The 16,466-nt window shown below is 73.7% G+C and carries 14 protein-coding genes; 7 read left to right on the top strand and 7 right to left on the bottom strand.

Translation table 11 applies throughout. The annotated features are described in order from the left end of the window. Positions 1-41: 41 nt before the first annotated feature. The 3 genes from LC193_RS09585 to LC193_RS09575 all read left to right on the top strand — a co-directional run bounded on the left by LC193_RS09585 (position 42) and on the right by LC193_RS09575 (position 5,763). Complete coding sequence (locus LC193_RS09585; RefSeq protein ID WP_226073316.1) at positions 42-2,915, top strand: AfsR/SARP family transcriptional regulator; 2,874 nt, start codon at positions 42-44, stop codon at positions 2,913-2,915. Between the two features lie 545 nt (positions 2,916-3,460). Beyond that, positions 3,461-4,810 (top strand): outer membrane protein assembly factor BamB family protein, encoded by a 1,350-nt coding sequence (locus tag LC193_RS09580; RefSeq protein WP_226073315.1) that lies wholly within the window; start codon positions 3,461-3,463, stop codon positions 4,808-4,810. A gap of 140 nt (positions 4,811-4,950) precedes the next feature. Next, complete coding sequence (locus LC193_RS09575) at positions 4,951-5,763, top strand: ArsR/SmtB family transcription factor (protein WP_226073314.1); 813 nt, start codon at positions 4,951-4,953, stop codon at positions 5,761-5,763. 80 nt (positions 5,764-5,843) lie between these two features. Here the strand turns inward: LC193_RS09575 and LC193_RS09570 are convergent, their stop codons facing one another. The 3 genes from LC193_RS09570 to LC193_RS09560 all read right to left on the bottom strand — a co-directional run bounded on the left by LC193_RS09570 (position 5,844) and on the right by LC193_RS09560 (position 9,235). Beyond that, complete coding sequence (locus tag LC193_RS09570; protein WP_226073313.1) at positions 5,844-7,148, bottom strand: amidase family protein; 1,305 nt, start codon at positions 7,146-7,148, stop codon at positions 5,844-5,846. A 174-nt stretch (positions 7,149-7,322) separates the two neighbouring features. Further along, positions 7,323-8,057: an aspartate/glutamate racemase family protein gene (locus LC193_RS09565; protein WP_226073312.1), complete on the bottom strand. Its 735-nt coding sequence runs from the start codon at positions 8,055-8,057 to the stop codon at positions 7,323-7,325. Positions 8,058-8,077: 20 nt separating this feature from the next. Then, positions 8,078-9,235 (bottom strand): DUF6282 family protein, encoded by a 1,158-nt coding sequence (locus tag LC193_RS09560; RefSeq protein ID WP_226073311.1) that lies wholly within the window; start codon positions 9,233-9,235, stop codon positions 8,078-8,080. Between the two features lie 344 nt (positions 9,236-9,579). Here LC193_RS09560 and LC193_RS09555 point away from each other — a divergent pair, with 344 nt between their 5' ends. Genes LC193_RS09555 through LC193_RS09545 form a run of 3 tightly spaced genes read left to right on the top strand, consistent with a single transcriptional unit; the run spans position 9,580 to position 12,774 of the window. Further along, complete coding sequence (locus LC193_RS09555) at positions 9,580-10,992, top strand: ABC transporter substrate-binding protein (protein ID WP_226073310.1); 1,413 nt, start codon at positions 9,580-9,582, stop codon at positions 10,990-10,992. Next, positions 10,982-11,881 (top strand): carbohydrate ABC transporter permease, encoded by a 900-nt coding sequence (locus LC193_RS09550; RefSeq protein ID WP_226073308.1) that lies wholly within the window; start codon positions 10,982-10,984, stop codon positions 11,879-11,881. The genes LC193_RS09555 and LC193_RS09550 overlap by 11 nt, the downstream gene beginning before the upstream one ends. Next, positions 11,878-12,774, top strand: coding sequence for a carbohydrate ABC transporter permease (locus LC193_RS09545; RefSeq protein ID WP_226073306.1), 897 nt, complete (start codon positions 11,878-11,880; stop codon positions 12,772-12,774). Before LC193_RS09550 ends, LC193_RS09545 begins: the two co-directional genes overlap by 4 nt. A gap of 39 nt (positions 12,775-12,813) precedes the next feature. Here the strand turns inward: LC193_RS09545 and LC193_RS09540 are convergent, their stop codons facing one another. After that, entirely contained in the window at positions 12,814-13,494 is a 681-nt protein-coding gene (locus LC193_RS09540) for a GntR family transcriptional regulator (protein WP_226073304.1), read from the bottom strand. Positions 13,495-13,664: 170 nt separating this feature from the next. Then, entirely contained in the window at positions 13,665-14,594 is a 930-nt protein-coding gene (locus LC193_RS09535) for a LysR family transcriptional regulator (protein ID WP_226073302.1), read from the bottom strand. A gap of 114 nt (positions 14,595-14,708) precedes the next feature. Here LC193_RS09535 and LC193_RS09530 point away from each other — a divergent pair, with 114 nt between their 5' ends. Next, a complete protein-coding gene (locus LC193_RS09530; protein ID WP_226078530.1) occupies positions 14,709-15,236 on the top strand; it encodes a sugar O-acetyltransferase in 528 nt (175 codons plus the stop codon). A gap of 111 nt (positions 15,237-15,347) precedes the next feature. On the opposite strand, the gene LC193_RS09525 is transcribed toward LC193_RS09530, so the two are convergent. Together LC193_RS09525 and LC193_RS09520 are read right to left on the bottom strand one after the other, a co-directional pair. Continuing rightward, the gene (locus LC193_RS09525) at positions 15,348-16,043 is read right to left on the bottom strand and encodes an EthD domain-containing protein (protein WP_226073300.1); all 696 of its coding nucleotides are present in this window, start codon (positions 16,041-16,043) and stop codon (positions 15,348-15,350) included. Positions 16,044-16,121: 78 nt separating this feature from the next. Then, on the bottom strand, positions 16,122-16,430 hold the full coding sequence (locus LC193_RS09520; RefSeq protein ID WP_086160433.1) for a muconolactone Delta-isomerase: 309 nt from the start codon (positions 16,428-16,430) through the stop codon (positions 16,122-16,124). Positions 16,431-16,466 lie beyond the last annotated feature (36 nt).

Below are 16,466 nucleotides of genomic sequence, written 5' to 3'. Positions count from 1 at the left end.
TGTGAGTACGCTCGCAAAGGGCTTGAGGAGGGGGACACGTCATGACGCTGCCCAACGACGCGCCGAGGTTCACGATCCTCGGACCCGTGGGCGCCCGCGTGGGCGAGCGCCCGGTGCCGCTGCCGGGGCCGGGAGCCCGCTGCGTCCTGGGGGTGCTGCTCGCGGAGTCGGGGCGCGAGGTGCCCACCGAGAGCCTGATCGCGGCCTGCTGGGACGGCGACCCGCCGGCGTCGGCCCGCGGCGCCGTCCACGTGCGCGTCTCCCACCTGCGGCGCTGCCTGCCCGGCGTCATCGAGACCGGCGTGCGCGGCTACCGGGCGGTGCTGCGTGCCGAACAGGTCGACCTGCACCGGTTCCGCGCGCTGGCGAACGCCGCCACGTCCGCGGCCGGTCCTGAGGAGCGGGCGCGCGCGTGGGAGGCCGCGCTGGCGTGCTGGCACGGCGAGCCGCTGGCCGGACTCGGCTCCGGCTGGGTGGCCGACATGATCCGCGGGCCGCTGCTCGAAGAACGCTGGTCGGCCGCCGAGGCGCACGCCGGCGTGCTGGTGGATCTTGGCCGGTACGGGGACGCGGTCACCGGGCTGCGGGCGCTGCTGCGGGCCCAGCCGTTCCGCGAGGGTGCGCACACGTTGCTCATGCGGGCGCTGCACGCCGACGGCCGGCGCGCGGAGGCCCTGCGGGCGTTCCGCGAGGCCCGCGACGCCATGGTCGAGGAACTCGGCATCGAACCGGGCCCAGAACTGACCGGCCTGCACGCGCGCATCCTGCGCGAGGAGCCCGCCGGGCCCCGGCGGAACGGGCCGCCCGGCCCCGGCGCCCAAGGCCCGCGAGCGGCCCGGCCCGCCGCTCCCGTGCCGAGGCAGCTGCCGGGCGTCTCCGGAACGTTCATCGGCCGGGACGACCTCATCGCCGACCTCGACGCCGTCCACGCCGACTGCCGCGGGCCGGGGGCGGGCACGGGGCTCGCGCTGCTGTGCGGCCTGGCCGGGATCGGCAAGACCCGGCTCGCCCTGCACTGGGCGCAGCACAGGGCCGACGCGTTCCCCGACGGCCAGCTGTTCGTCAACCTCCACGGGGACGACCCGGCGCAACGGGCCGATCCGACGGCCGTGCTGCACGGGTTCCTGCGCGCGCTCGACGTGGACTCCGCGCGGCTGCCGTCCGATGTCGACGCGCTGGCCGGGCTGTTCCGCTCCGCGGTCGCGGGCCGCCGGGTCCTCGTGGTGCTGGACAACGCGCACGACGACGCGCAGGTGCGGCCGTTGCTGCCGGGCGCCGGCTGCATGGCCGTCGTCACCAGCCGCCACCGCCTGGCCGGGCTCGTCGCCCGCGAGGCGGGGCGGCGCATCGCGGTGCCCGCGCTGGCCGCGCGCGAGGCGCTGCGGCTGCTCGGCGACGTGCTCGGCGAGGAGCGGGTCGCCCGCGAGCCACGGGCGGCGGCCGAACTGACCGAGCTGTGTGCGGGCCTGCCGCTGGTGCTGCGCATGGTCGCCGACCGCATCGCCTCGGTGCCGGGCGCCGGCCTGCGGCACGTCGTGCGCGAACTGCGCGCCGAACGCCTCGACCCGGGCGGGTCCGACGCCGCCGACGGCCCCGGTGCCGGGCTGCGCGCCGTCTTCTCGTCCTCCTACCGGGCCCTGCCGCACGACGCGGCCCGCGCGTTCCGGCTCCTGGGCCTGCTGCCCGCGGTCCCGGTGACGGTGAGCGCGGTGGCGGCCCTCACCGGCACGGACCGGGCGCGGGCGCGGCGGGCGCTCGACCAGTCGCACGCCCGGCACCTGGTGGAGCAGCCGGGCTGGGCCGTGTACGAACTCCACGACCTGCTGCGGGTGTACGCCCGTGAGGAGGCGCTGCGGCAGGACAGCGAGGAGGACCGGCACCAGGCCGTGCTCCGCGTCGTGGACTGGTACACCACGAGCGCGTACGAGGCGATGGGCCTGGTCGTCGCGCGGGCCCGGCCGCTCGCGCCGCCGCGCTGGACGGACGCCGTGCCGCCCGCGTTCCCCGACCGCCAGGCCGCGCTGGCCTGGTGCGACGCGAACAGGCCCCTGCTCCTCGCCCTCCCTGGCCTGGCGCGTGAGCACGGCCTGTACCAGCACGCGTGGTACCTGCCGTGGGTGCTGTTCGGCTACTTCTCCGTGCGGCGGCTGTTCGACGCGTGGGTCGGCGCGGGCGAGACCGCGCTCGAAGCGGCCAGGGCCACCGGGGACGCCGGGGCGGAGGGCCGCGCGCTCAACATGCTCGGTCCCGCCTACGCCGAGACCGGGCGCACGGCGGAGGCGGAGGCGGCGCTGCGCGGGGCGGCGGAGCTGTTCCGGCGCGCGGGGGACCGTTACAGCGAGGCGGCGGCGACCTGCAACCTCGGGGAGCTGTGCGCGTGTGCCGGGGAGTACGCGGAAGCGCTCATCCACTTCGTCCGCGCCCGCGTGCTGTACCGCGCGGAGGAGATCGCCCACAAGGAGGCGGTGGCCCTGGCCGGCATGGGCCGGGCGCAGGTGGCGCTGGGGGACCGCGCCGCCGGCATCCGCCACATGCTGCTGGCCGTCGAGGGGCTGCCCCACTCGCCCCAGACACGGGCGGAGACGCTTGACCACCTCGCCGCCGCCCTCCTGGCGGAGGGGCGGAGGGACCGGGCCATCGGCGCGCTCGGGCAGGCCGCCGAGTTGTACGCGCACTGCGAGGACTGGGCGTTGGAGCGCGAGGCCAGGCAGCGGCTCGGTGAGCTGCACCGTGCGGCGGGGGACGACGAGGCCGCCCGGCGCTCGTTCGGCCGCGCTCTCGAACTGGCCGTCGCTCAGGACCGCCCGGAGGAGGAACGGGCCGACCTGGAGGCCGCGTTGACGGCCGTCCCCGCCGCGCCCGCGCGTTCGGGGCCGGGGGGAGCGGGGGCGGCGGGGCGGGCCGTAAGCGGTTGATAAGGCCGGGGTAAGCCGGCTCGCCTAACGTCGTCGTGCGTGCTCGTCGGCCGCGGGTCGCGGCTCCTGCGGAGGCGGACTCAGGGGGAACGCCGTGCGAACGGTACGGGAGGCCGTCACCGCCAGGGGCCTCGCGGTCGGCGGGCGCGCCCGGAGGGGGCGTGTGGATCGCGGCACCGGGGGCCGCCGCGACGGCCGGTGGTGCGGCGGCGCCGCGCTCCGGCCGCACGCCGACTCGAAGGACATCATCCGTGGGCATTCCGAATCCACCGCAGTGGCGACCGCAGGAGCCGCCCGGTCCGCCGAACGGTCCGCCGCCGTACTCGGCCCAGCCGCCGCGGCACCACCGGCCGCCGCAGTATCCGCCGCCCGGTCCGCCGCCGTTGCCCCAGCCGCAGCAACAGCCGCCGTACCCGAACCAGTTCCATGTCCCGCAGCACCCGCAGCACCCGCGGTATCCCGACCCGGCGCCGCGACCGCCCCAGGGCCCGCCCGGGTCGGGCCCCGGCGGGCCGGGCCCCGGGCGCCGGCGGAAGGGCAAGCGGGTGTGGCCGTGGCTGGCGCCCGTCGTGGTGCTGGCCGTCGGCGCCGCCGTCGCCGTTCCCCTGCTCGGCGGGTCGGACGACGACCCGGGCACCGAGGCGTTCGGCCCGCCGGGGGAGGGCGGGGCCGACGCGGACGGTGGCGGCAGCTGGCTGGCCACCGCGGAGCGGCCGACGACGGACAAGGTCATCACGGCCTGGACGGCCGGCGACACCGTGGTGCGGGTGGCGGAGAGCGGCGTCACCGCGTTCTCGCAGGCCGACGGGCAGGTCGTGTGGCAGGCCGCGCCGCCGGACGGGCAGGCGTTCTGCGGCGCGGGCAGCCGGGGCGTGGACGGTCGGGCCGCCCTGGCCGTCGGTCCCGGCTCGGTGGGCAACCGGATCGAGTGCGACACCGCCACGGTCCTCGACCTCGCCTCGGGCGAGCTGGGGTGGCGGCAGCCGATCTCCGCGCCGCGGCAGGGCGATCACGCGCGGAACGGCGCGGTCCTCGAAATCGTCGGCGACACGGTGGTCATCGCGCAGGACCAAGGCCTGGTCGGCCTGAACCTCGCGGACGGGCAGCGCCGTTGGCAGCGCGAGGTGTCCTTCGAGGGGGAACCGGGCTGCGGGGCCGAGGACATGCTGGCCACCGACACGCGGGTGGTGCTCGCGCAGACCTGCGGGCGGCTCCGGGACCAGGTCCAGTTCGCGGTCGTGGACCCGGCCACGGGGGAGACGGCGCGGGAGCGCACCTTCGCCGGGACCGATCCGGAGAGCGGCCTGCTGACCCCGGCGCTGCTGTCGGCCGATCCCCTGGTCGGGTACGTGCGCGGGAACCACGCGGCCATCGGCCTGGTGCTGGACGAGGAGATGGAGGTCGTCGCGGAGGTTGAGCTGGGGGACGGGAGCGCACGGGGCGGTGTGGCGCAGGGCGACGGCGGGTTCGGCCGGGCCCTGAGCGAGACCGAGCACGTGCCACCGCCGTTGCGGGTGATCGAGAACGCGCTCTACGCGGTCACGCTGCCGGAGGGCGGCGCGCCGAACCAGCTCGTCGCCTTCGACCTCGCCACCGGCGAGCGGCGGTGGGCCGCCGCCCTGCCGGACGCCCACGCGACCCAGCCGGTGACGGTCGAGGACGGCGCCGTGGTGGTCGCCACCGGCCCGCGCTCGGGCACCGGCGAACTGGGCATCGCGCGCTTCGACGCCGCGACCGGCGAGGTCCTCGGCACCACGGGGGCGCCGGTGGTCAACGACAGCGGGCAGGTGCCCGCGGCCACCACGTACCGCTACTTCTACCAGGACGGCCGCATGCTCGCCGTGCGCGGCGCTCCCGGCCCGAACGACCCGGACGCCTTCGGCTACGGCGGCTGACCGCCGCCCCGCGCGCCTCCGCCCCGCCGCCACGGAACGCTGTGGCGGCGGGGCGGGGGCGTTCGGCCCGTTTGACGTGCAGCCGTCTGGCTGCCTATCGTTTTAGGCAGCCAAACGGCTGCCTATGGGGAGGGTCGGAGATGGACGAGGTCTTCAAGGCGCTGGCCGACGCCGGCCGGCGCCGGCTGCTCGACAGCCTGAACGCACGCAACGGGCAGACCCTGCGCGAGCTGTGCTCCCAACTGGACATGGCGCGGCAGTCGGTCAGCAAGCACCTCGCCCTGCTTGAGGCCGCGGGCCTGGTCACCAGCGTCAGGCGCGGCCGGGAGAAGCTGCACTACCTCGACGCCGGGCCCGTCAACGCCATCGCCGACCGCTGGCTCAGCCGTTACGACCGCGCGCGGGCGCAGGCGCTCGCGGACCTGAAGCACGCACTGGAGGAGCCACCCATGACCGACCCCGCGTTCGTCTACACCACGTACATCAGGACCACGCCGGAACGGCTGTGGCAGGCGCTGACCGATCCGGCGTTCACCCGCCGCTACTGGGGCCTTGAGTTCGCCACCGACTGGCGCGCCGGGTCCCCCATGACCTGGACCGGCCAGGGCCTCGCCGCCCCGGACCCCGAGCAGGTGGTGCTCGAATCCGAGCCCCACCGGCGACTCGCCTACACGTGGCACGGCCTCACGCCCGAGTGGGCCGAGGCGGCGGGCGTGGACGCGGAGACCTACGCCGCGCTCGCCGCCGAGCCCAGGTCGAAGGTGGCCTTCGAGATCGAACCCCTCGGCGGGACGGTCCGGCTGACCGTCGTCCACGACGGCTTCGTGCCGGGCAGCACCCTGCGCGGCATGGTCAAGCACGGCTGGCCCGCCATCGTCTCCGGCCTCAAGACCCTGCTGGAGACCGGCGACACGCTCCCGGAACCGGCGCCCGCGGCCGGGGACGGCGCCTGACCGGCCCGGCGGGCACGGCCTCCGGCCCGTTCACCGGAACGGCCCGCGCCGGTTCGGACGCGCCCCTCGGGCGCGCCCCCTCACAGGCACACCCCGGAGCGCGCGGCCCGCAGCGCCAGGTCGAGCAGGTGGCGGTCGCTGCCGCGCGGGCCCACCAGGCACATGCCGACGGGCGCGGTGCGGCTGCGCACGGGCACGCTCACGGCGCAGCGGCCGGTGATGCCCGCGATGCAGGTGAGCTGGAACGTCCTGGCCCTGGCCTCCTCGATGACCGGCCCGCCCAGCGACGCCTCGGCGCGCGTGGGGGCGATCGAGGACGCCGCGGGCAGGATCAGCACGCGGTGGCCGAGCAGCGCGTCCAGCCGCTGCCGCGCCTCGGCGAGCACGTCCTCGGCCGCCGCGAGGTCGCGCGCCGAGTAGGTCGACGCCTTCTCGAAGCGGGACCTCACGTCCGGGTTGAGCGTGTCCCAGTGCCGCGAGATCCACCGGCCCCAGTAACGCCACGCCTCCACGCCCTGCTTGGTCTGGAACGCGGCGACCCAGGCCGGCAGCACCGAGGTGTCGAAGCCGATCTCGCGGACGGCGGGCAGCCGCGCGTCGCGCCAGCGCTCGGCCGCGCGCCGCACCGAGGACGCCACGTCGGGCGAGGCCACGTCGAGGAGTTCGTGGGACAGCACGGCACCGGACGGCGGCCTGCGGCGGGCCGCGGGCAGCAGAACGCTCCCCGCCTCGCGCAGCGTCCGCGCGTCCCGGGTCAGCCAGCCGACCGTGTCGAAGGACTCGGCCAGCGGCAGCAGCCCCCGGGCCGACACCGCGCCGTGGCTGGGGCGGATGCCGTAGAGCCCCTGGTAGGAGGCCGGAATGCGCACCGAGCCCCCGGTGTCGGTACCGAGCCCGATGGTGGCGAGCCCGAGCGAGACCGCGCTCGCGGGGCCCGAGGTCGAGCCGCCCGATATCCGTTCCGGCGCACGCGGGTTGGGCGGCGTCCCGTAGTGGCCGTTGGTGCCCGCGAGGCTGTAGGCGAACTCGTCGGTCCGCGCGATGCCGGCCACCGAGGCGCCCGCGGCCAGCAGCGCGGCGACCGCGGGGGCCGTCCCGCGCTCCGGGCGGCTGCCCGCCAGCCAGGCGGGGTTGCCCGCGCCCACCCGGTGGCCCTCGATGGCGAAGAGGTCCTTGACGGCCACGGTGTGGCCGCGCAGCGGCCCCCCGCGCCGCCCCGGCACCAGCGGCTCGCCGAACTCCCGCCAGACCGTCGGGTCGAACGCCGCGCCGGGGCCCGGCCGCCGGGGGCTCGCGGCGGCGCCGTGTGCCCCCGGGCCCACCAGCGCCGCGGCGCCGACGGCCGACCCGATGCCGAGGAATGCCCGCCTGTTCCACGTGTGCATGTGTGTGTCCCTGTTCGTGCCTGGTGTACGGCTGCGGACGCTAAACGCCGGACATGTCGAACGCCTGCCCCCGCTCGTTTCCCGCGTGTTAAGGCCCCGGCCCGGGCGGCGCGGTCCTGGCGCCGGGCGCGGGCGCGCGGGAGGGCACGCGCCCGAGCCCAGGGGCGCGCGGCGTCAGCCGGCGCCGCCCCACACCCGCCGTTTGTCCCGGAGGGCCGCGTACGATCCGCTCCTGCTGGTACGCAGGCCCAGGCGGACGACGGACTCCGCGAGCTGGACGGCGGCGGCCACGCCGTCGACGACGGGCAGGCCGAGTTCCGCCGCGACGCGGTCGCGCAGTTCCCTCAGGCCGGTCATCCCCGCGCAGCCGAGCACCAGGACCTCGGCGCCCGCGTCGCGGGCCCGCCGGGCCGCGTCGAGGAACGCGGCCGTGGTCGCGGGTCCTTCGTCCAGTTCGAGTACCCCGAGGCCGGTGGCGACCACGGCCGCGCAGTTCGCCGCGACCCCGGCCGTGCGCAGGCTGTCCTCGATCAGCGGCCGGGACCGCTCCAGGGTGGTGACCACCCCGTAGCGGCGGCCGAGCAGGCAGGCCAGGTGGGCGGCGGCCTCGGTGATGTCCACGACGGGGACGTCGAGGAGTTCGCGCACCCCCTCCCTGCCGTGCTCGCCGAACCCGGCCATGACCACGGCGTGGTACGGCTCGGGGGCCGCCGCGTCGTGCACGCGCAGGGTGTCGAGCACGGCAGCCGCCGAGAGGTAGCTGTCGAGCCAGCCCTCGGCGGATTCCGGCCCCCAGGCGGGCGTGAGCGGGACGATGACCGTGCCCGCGCTCGCCGCGGCGCGGGCCCCGGCGGCGATCTCACGCGTCATGGCGACGGTGGTGTTGCAGTTGGTGACGAGGATGCGCATGCGCTCGGTGCGGTCCCGCGCTACCACACCGGCCCGGCGGCGCGGCCGCTCGCGCCGTCCGCGGGGCGCGCTCCTGCCTCCGGGTACAGGGCGTGGCGCGAGCGTTCCGGCTCCTCCGCCGCGGCCTTCAACTCCGCGAGCAGGGCGGTGTCGTCCAGGACCGGCAGGCCGATGAGGCGGGCCGGGTTGTGCGCGGTCATCAGCCGCACCTCCTCGACGCCGAAGCCGTAGTCGAGCAGCAGCGCGATCCAGGTGCGCATGCCCTGGACGGCCGTCGGCAGGTTCCGCACCCCGTAGTCGGTGCCGAGGACGATGTGCTCGGGGCCCACCTGCCGCAGGTCGTCGATGTAGTGGGCGACCGGCCTGCGGGTGTGCGGTATCTCGGCGCCGCGGTCGATGTACTCCTTCTCCGGGTAGTAGTGGGTCAGCGGAACGCTGGTGCAGTAGATGTCCACCAGGCAGCCTTCGAGGAACACGCCCTTGGCGGCGAGCTGCTTCTGCTCCGCCACGCTCAGCTGCCCGCGCGCCGGGTGGGAGACCAGGACCTTGCCGATGCCGTACTGCTCGGCCAGCTCCACGATGCGGAACACCTCGTCGTGCGAGACGTGGCCGGTGTTCAGGTACACCTCGGGGTGCTCGGCGACCAGTTCGAGGATCTCGGCCAGTTCGTCGGGCACGGGGCCCTCGGTGGGGATGCGCACGGCGCGGGACAACTCCTCGCGGGCGAACTTGGGGAACGCCTCGTGCAGCGGCACCCGCTCGCCGTCGACGACGGTGGACTCCCGCGACGCCTGGAAGTGGGTGCAGTGGGAGCCGAAGCTGATCATCCGGCAGCCGCCCTCCATGTGCAGGGCGGTGCGGACGGCGCGCGGATTGAGGCCGCCGTGCGAGGAGTTCATCAGGTAGGCGCCGAACGACTGGATACCGGGCACGTGCCGGTTGACCAGCCACGCCGTGCCGGAGGCCCAGCCGAACACGTCGTAGTAGACGACGCCGCGCATGCCCGCGGCACGCGCCTCAAGAGCGATCTCGATGGGGTCCGCGTGGCCCGGGTTGGAGTTCAGCACAGGACCCGCGTGCACGTGGGTGTCGATGGCGCCGGCGAGCAGCCGGTCCGGCAGCGCCATCGAGCGGCGGTAGAAGTCCTCGGGTCCGAACGGGGAGTGAGACGCGCTCACGGAGCCTCCTGGAGGGATACCGAGCCGCCCGATCAGCAGCTCGCGTATACACACTCCGGCCGATCGCCCGACGCGGTCAAGGGTCGTGCCGCTCCCGGCTCCGGCGCCGAACGGTGAACTCTCCGAACGAGGAGGAGTAATGCCAGCTCAGAATGCGTGTGCTGGCCGCTTTCCGGGAGTGCGGGCCGGACCGGGCGAGGAAGTCGAAATCGGAAGTTAACTTCGACGGCTTGACTTGATTGGCTCCGCGTATACAAACTCCCGGGCTACCGGCGTTTCCCGGCCATCTCTCCATCACGTCCGCCCCCACTCCCCTTCCCGGCTGGTCACGAGGGAGAAGCACGTTGAGCGACACCGTACGCACCGATGCCCCAGGGCGTCGTCCACCCGTCCGGCGCGGGCGCCGGACGCCCGCGGGACCCTTTCCCTTCACGCGTTTTCCCACGTCCCCCCGGTTCTCCCGGCGCGCGTTCCTCGGCGGAGCGCTGGCCGCCGCCTCGACCCCCCTGCTCGCCGCGTGCGGCTCGACCGGAGCCGTCCCGGCAGGCAAGCGGGAGGTCACCGTCTGGGGCGGCTTCGAATCGACCAACGCCGAGCTGGTCGCGCACTTCAACGACACCCACCGGGACATCCACATCACCTGGGTCGACAACGGGTGGGGAGCGGGCGAGTTCTACCCCAAGCTCCAGACCACGCTGCACGCCGAGGCGGGGCCGCCCGACGTGTTCCTGATCGACCGCACGCTCATCCCCAACCTCGTGGTCCGCGGCTACCTCCTCGACCTCGCCCCCTTCGGCGCGGCCGGGGACGCGGCGCACTACGCGGAGCCGGCCTGGGAACGGTGCGGCGCGGGCGAGGAGGTCTACGGCATCCCCGTCGACTCCGGCCCCCTGGTCCTGTTCCACCGCGAGGACCTGTTCGCCGGGCACGGCATCGAGGTGCCCGCCACCTGGGACGACTACGCCGCCGCGGCCGAACGCGTCAAGGCGGCCGACCGCTCGGCGTTCATCGGCACGCTCGGCCCGTCGGAACTGCTGACCACCCTCGTGTCCCAGGCGGGCGGGCGCTTCTTCCGGTACGACATGAGCGAGCCCACCCGGCTCGGACTGTCCTTCGACACCCCGGAGGCCAGGCGCGTCATCGACTTCTGGGGCGGACTGGTGCGGGCCGGACTCGTGGACACCACCCCGTACTTCTCCACCGAGATGGACGTCAACCTCCGGCGCGGCGTGTACTGGGCCTGCCTCGCGCCGAGCTGGTACAGCTGGCAGATCGAGTCCAAGCTCGTCGACCAGGCGGGGCGCTGGCGCGTGCGCGGCGCCCCGCAGTGGGACCCGGGGCGGCCCGCGTCGGGCAACTGGGGCGGCTCCGCGTACGTCGCGACCCGCTTCGCCCGGGACCCCGAGGCCGCCGCCGTCGTCTGCCGGGAGATCTTCGGCGCGGACCAGACCGCGTGGGACATGGCCCTGTGGACGGCCCGCCTGTTCCCCGACCGGCTCGAACAGGCGCGCTCCGACGCGTTCGCCGGCCGGCCCGCCGACTTCTTCGGCGGGCAGCGGGTCAACGAGGTGTACATCGAGTCGAGCGAGCAGGTGCTCGCCTCCGACCACTCGCCGTTCGAGCGGTTCGTGACCGACACCTTCGACGTGGCGCTGCACGACGCGGTGGCCGGCCGGGTGCCCTGGCCCGACCTGCTGGCCGTGGTCGGGGAGCGGGTCGCCGCCTACGCCAGGGAGCAGGCGTTCGATGTCCAGTGACCGCGCGGTGCGCCCACCGTCGCCCCCGGCCGCCCGGCGGCCCGGGATCAGGCCCACGACGCTGACCGCCTGGCTGTTCGTGGCGCCGTTCCTGCTGCTCGTGGTGGTGCTCATCGCGGTGCCCACCGTCTCCGCGTTCCGGATGAGCCTGTACACCGACACCCTCGCGCAGGGCCCGAGGTTCACCGGCCTCGACAACTTCTGGCAGGTGCTGCGGGACGAGCAGTTCACCGGCGGGGTGCGGCGCATCCTGCTGCTCGGCGTCGTGCAGGTGCCGTTGATGCTGGGCGTCGCGCTGCTCGCGGCGCTGCTGCTCGACCACTTCTCCGGCCGGTACCCGACGCTGTTCCGGCTGTCGGTGTTCCTGCCGTACGCCGTGCCGGGCGTGGTCGCCGCCCTCATGTGGGGCTACCTCTACAGCCCCACCTTCGGGCCGCTCGGGACCGACCTGCTCACCGACCGGCTGGCGCTGCCGGCCATCGGCAACATCATCACCTGGAGCAACACCGGCTACAACATGATCATCATGTACGCCGCGTTGCAGGCCATCCCCAAGGAACTGCACGAGGCGGCGCGGCTCGACGGGGCGGGCCCGGTGCGCACCGCGCTGTGGATCAAGGTGCCGATGATCGCGCCCGCCCTCGTGCTGTCCGTGCTGCTCTCCATCATCGGCACGATGCAGCTGTTCACCGAGCCGCAGGTGCTCAGACCGCAGGCGCCCGAGGTGTTCGACGCCGCGTGGACCCCCAACATGTACGCGCAGAACCTGGCGTTCTCCTACTCGCAGTTCAGCTACTCCGCGGCGGTCGCGTTCCTCATCAGCACGATCGTGTTCGTCGCCTCCTACGTCCTGCTCGCGGTGAACCGCCGAAGGAGTGGCCTGAGATGAGCACCGTCCTCCCGCGGCGCCGCCGCCCCGGCCGCGTGGCGGCCAAGGCCGCCACCGGCCGCACCCTGAGCTACGCCGTGATGGCCCTGATGCTCGCCTACTACCTGCTGCCGATCTGGTGGCTGGTGGCCAACTCGACCAAGAGCAACCTGGACCTCTACGACTCCCCGGCGCTCTGGTTCGGCGGCGAGAACGCGTTCTTCGGGAATATCGCGGACGTTTTCACCGAGGACGGCGGCGCTTTCGGTTTCTGGCTGCTGAATACCGTGTTCTACACCGTCGCGAGCGGATTCGGATCGCTGATCGTCTCGACGGTGGCAGGATACGCGTTCGCCAAGTACGACTTCCCGGGAAAACGACTCGCGTTCGCCGCGCTGCTCGGCGTTCTCATGGTGCCCGCGACGGCGCTCGTCATTCCGCAATTCCTCGTGATGACCGAACTGCACCTGATCAACACGCCCTGGGCCGTGATCATCCCGGGGCTGCTCAACCCGTTCGGCGTGTACCTGATCCGCATCTACGCCCAGGACGCCGTCTCCGACGAGCTGCTTGAGGCCAGCCGGCTCGACGGGGCGGGCGAGATCCGGGCGTTCCGCTCCGTCGTCCTGCCGCTGCTGCGGCCCGCGATGGCCACCGTCCTGATCTTCTCGCTGGTCGGGGCCTGGAACAACTACTTCCTCCCGCTGCTGATGCTGTCCGACTCCCGGCTGTTCCCGATCACGGTGGGCCTCGGCGACTGGTACGCGCGCGCCGAGGCGACGGCCGGCGCCTCGACCCCGCTGTACAACCTGGTGATCACCGGCTCGCTGATCGCCATCGTGCCGCTGGTCGTCTCGTTCGTCGTGCTGCAACGGCACTGGACCGGCGGGCTCGCCATGGGCAGCCTCAAGTAGCCCGCGTGGCCCGGCCGGCGGCCGGGGGCGCGGTGCCCGTCACGGACGCGGCCCGGCCCCCGGCCGCTCCCGCGGCTGCGCCAGCATCGCCAGCACCATCCTGCGCGCCGACCTGACGTGCCGCAGCGCCAGCGCCGCGGCCAGCTCGTCGTCCCCGTCCTGCACCGCGTCGAGGATGTCGCGGTGCTCGTGCCAGACGCGCTCGGGCTCCGAGTTCTGCCGGAACAGCCAGTGCAACTGCCCCTGGAGGGGCATCCACACGTCGTGCAGCCGCCGGTTGTCCGCGATCCTGATCAGGTCCTCGTGGAAGTCGCTGTTGGTCCTGTCCACCTCGGCCAGATCGCCCCTGACCAGCGCGAGCCTGCCCGCCTCCGTCAACTGCCGCAGCCGGTCCAGGTCCTCGGCGCCGCGGCGCCGCGCGGCCAGCCGCGCGGCCAGCACCTCCATGGCCTCCCGCACGTCGAACAGGTCCTCCACGTCCCGCGGGTCGAACCGCCGCACCAGCACCCCGCGGCGCGGCTCGACGACCACGAGGCCCTCGCTCTCCAGCATCCGGATCGCCTCCCGGACCGGATTGCGCGAAACCCCCAACTCGGACGCCACCAGGTGTTCGTAGATCCGTTCGCCCGGCTTGATCACGCCCTCGTTGATACGCGAACGCAGTTCCTCCCGCACCTGTTCGCGCAGCGGTGACCTGCCACCTCGCTGTTCTTCCGGCACGGGACTCCCCACTTCCGATTCCGGGAAATCATACGTTCCTTTCCTGCGGCGGCGGGAACGGCAAGTCGCCACCGGAATGGGAACACCGGCGGCGCTCGGGGAACCCGATCAGGGTGCCGATGCGACCGGGCTCCGCATGCCGGGGCGTGTTCCGCGGATTCGGTCGCCCGTCAGCCGTTCACCCAGTCCGGTGCCCACGCGTCGTGCACGGCTCCCGGGCCGGCGGTGCGCAGATGGTCGCGCAGCGCGGTCAGCACGGGGTGCCGGTCTCCGCTGCGGAACAGCAGCAGGTGCGGGTAGACCGGGGTCGGGTCGTGCAACGGGATGCGCCGCAGGTCGTGGGCCCGTGGCCACAGGTACCGGTCCCCGCCGCCGACGAGGGTGGCCAGCGAGGCCGAGTCGGCCAGCGCGTCCATCAGGGCCTCGTCACCGAAGTTGGGGCCGAGCGCGTCGATACTCAGGCCGAAGGCCTGGGACAGTGCCTGGTAGAACGCGGCCCACTCCGTGCCCGGCCTGATCCCGGGGATCCACACGCGGTGGCCGGCCAGGTCGGTGGGTCTGACCCGGGGCGCCTTCGCCAAGGGGTGGCCGGGTCCGACCAGGAGTTCCAAGGGCGCGTCCAGGAGCCGTTCGGTGCTGATCCCGGCCGGGACCTGGTCTGCCGGCAGGGCGCGGAAGGACGCGTCGATGGTCCCTTCGAGCACCGCCTGAGCGGCCTGAACCGCGTTCTCCTGGCTCAGCGTGACCGCGTCCAGATCCGTCCCGGGGCGGGAGCGGTAGAACCGGTAGACGGCCTGGGCCGGGGAGATGCGCCGATTGAGGACGTCGACGCGCAGGGGACGGCTGCCGGGGCGCACGGCGCGCTTGGCCTGCTCGACGGCCGCCAGGACCTTCCTGGCGTGCGGCAGGAAGATCTGCCCGTCCAGGTTCAGCCGGGAGCCTCGGGAGGTCCGCACCAGCAGCACGACCCCGACATGCCTCTCCAGGGCCGCGATCCGCTTCGAGACCGCCTGCTGGCTGATCCCCAGCTCGTCGGCCGCGGCCTGGAACTGGCCCGTCTCGGCGACCGAAACGAACGTCCGCAGCGCTTCGACATCCACGTCACCATCGTACGGCCACAACCACCGGTGGTATCCGGTGCGGTGCGGGGTTGTTTGATCGAAGGTCCCGCGCGGTGGTGGGATCGGCGCATGTCCACCCGCACAGAGCAGGTCATGTATGTCGAGACGCCCGAGTTCGCGCGTCATGCCGAGCGGATCGCGGAGGTGACCGAGGCGACGTCCCGGCTGAACACGCTCCCGTTCAGCGACAGTGAAGGCCGCGCCGAACTACTTTCCGTTGTGTTCGGTGGCCCGCTGCCGGAATCGGTGACGATCTACCCGCCGTTCTACACCGAGTTCGGGCTGAACACGACGTTCGGGGACAACGTCTTCGTCAACCAGGGATGCACCTTCATGGACAGGGGAGGCATCCGCATCGGGACCGGCGTCATGATCGCCCCGAAGGTCAGCCTCATCACCGGAGGCCATCCACTGCCCCCGGCCGAGCGCCGCGAATACCTCTCCTTCGCCCCGATCGTCATCGAGGACGACGTCTGGATCGGGACGGCTGCCGTGGTCACCCAGGGGGTGACCATCGGTGCCGGTGCGGTGGTCGCCGCAGGTGCGGTGGTGACTCGTGACGTCCCTGCCGGGACCGTGGCCGCGGGAGTGCCCGCCCGGGTGATCAAGAACGTCGACTGAGTCCGGCCGGCGGTCGCGGTCCCGGCGCGCGGCGCCGCCGCCGGCGGCGCACGACGCGCGGGGTGTCCCACCGGGCGGCGGGGCACCTCGCGCGTCGGGGCGCGGGGGGCGTCAGCGGCTGCGGGGGCCGATCACCCAGTTCTGCCGGAACAGCAGCGCGTGCCGGTAGCGGGGGTTGATGAAGTTGTCGTAGTCGGCGAGCACCCGCGCGTGCTGCGCGCTCTCCTCCATCGCGTCCACCGCGCCCGGGTTGTCGAACCACAGGTGGTAGGCGGCGTCGAACGGCGGCTCGCTCACCTCGTACCAGGAGTCCTGCGTGTAGGACTGGTCGTAACGCCGGATACCGGGCAGCGCGGTGACCAGGGGGGCGTGCAGGTCGCGGCTGTAGCGGCGGAACTCCTCCACCGTCATGCCCTCGCGGCGCTTGGCCAGCACGACCAGCTTCACCCCGGGCTGGACCTGGTCGTCGGGCACCCCGGGAAGGACCGTCTCGGTCGCGGTGTCGAGCACCACGCTGCGCCAGAACGCCGCCCAGCGGGGCTCGTCGAGTCGCGCCCCCTCAAGGAACTCGGGCGATTGCAGCGAGGCGACCTGCTCCTCGCCGTTGGCCAGCCAGATCTCGGCCATGCCGCTCCACAGCGGCTCCGCCGTCTCCCCCCGGCGGGGCACGCGGGCGTCGACGGAGTAGCGGCGGATCTGCGGGATCTTGCTGGCGTAGCGCACGGCGTGCTCTTCGAGCCAGTACTGCTGGAACGCCTCCTCACTCATGCCCGGGCGCGGGAAGGCGAAGATGAGCTGGTGAATCATGGCATCTCCTCGGCGGGTGGCGGAGGCCGGCGCGGCGGACGCGGGCGGGTTCGCTTCCCGCGCCGGCTCTCCTGCTCTTCAAACGCGGTAGCGGGCCTTGACGTCCTCGGCGAACCCCAGGTAGTCGCGGAGCGGCCAGACCTCCTCGAACTCCAGGTACTCCCGCATCGGGAGGCGGCCGAGCGCGGTGCGGTCCAGCTCCTCGGCGTCGGGGGAGTCGATGATGGCGATGACCCGCTTCTGCGCGGCCACCTTCCAGATGCCGACGCAGAACCCCGAGTCCAGGGTCTCCTGGGCGTGCTCGGCCTCCTCGCGCTCGATCTCCCACAGCTCGTCGAGCGTGATGCGCCCTTCGTGCTTCCACTTCATCTGGACGTAGAACAACATGGCCGTGCTCCGTTTCTCTCCGTGTGCTGGGCACCG

This window comes from Streptomyces marincola, from assembly GCF_020410765.1.
GTDB lineage: Bacteria > Actinomycetota > Actinomycetes > Streptomycetales > Streptomycetaceae > Streptomyces > Streptomyces marincola.
This window is presented reverse-complemented; position numbering and strand designations above follow the sequence as displayed.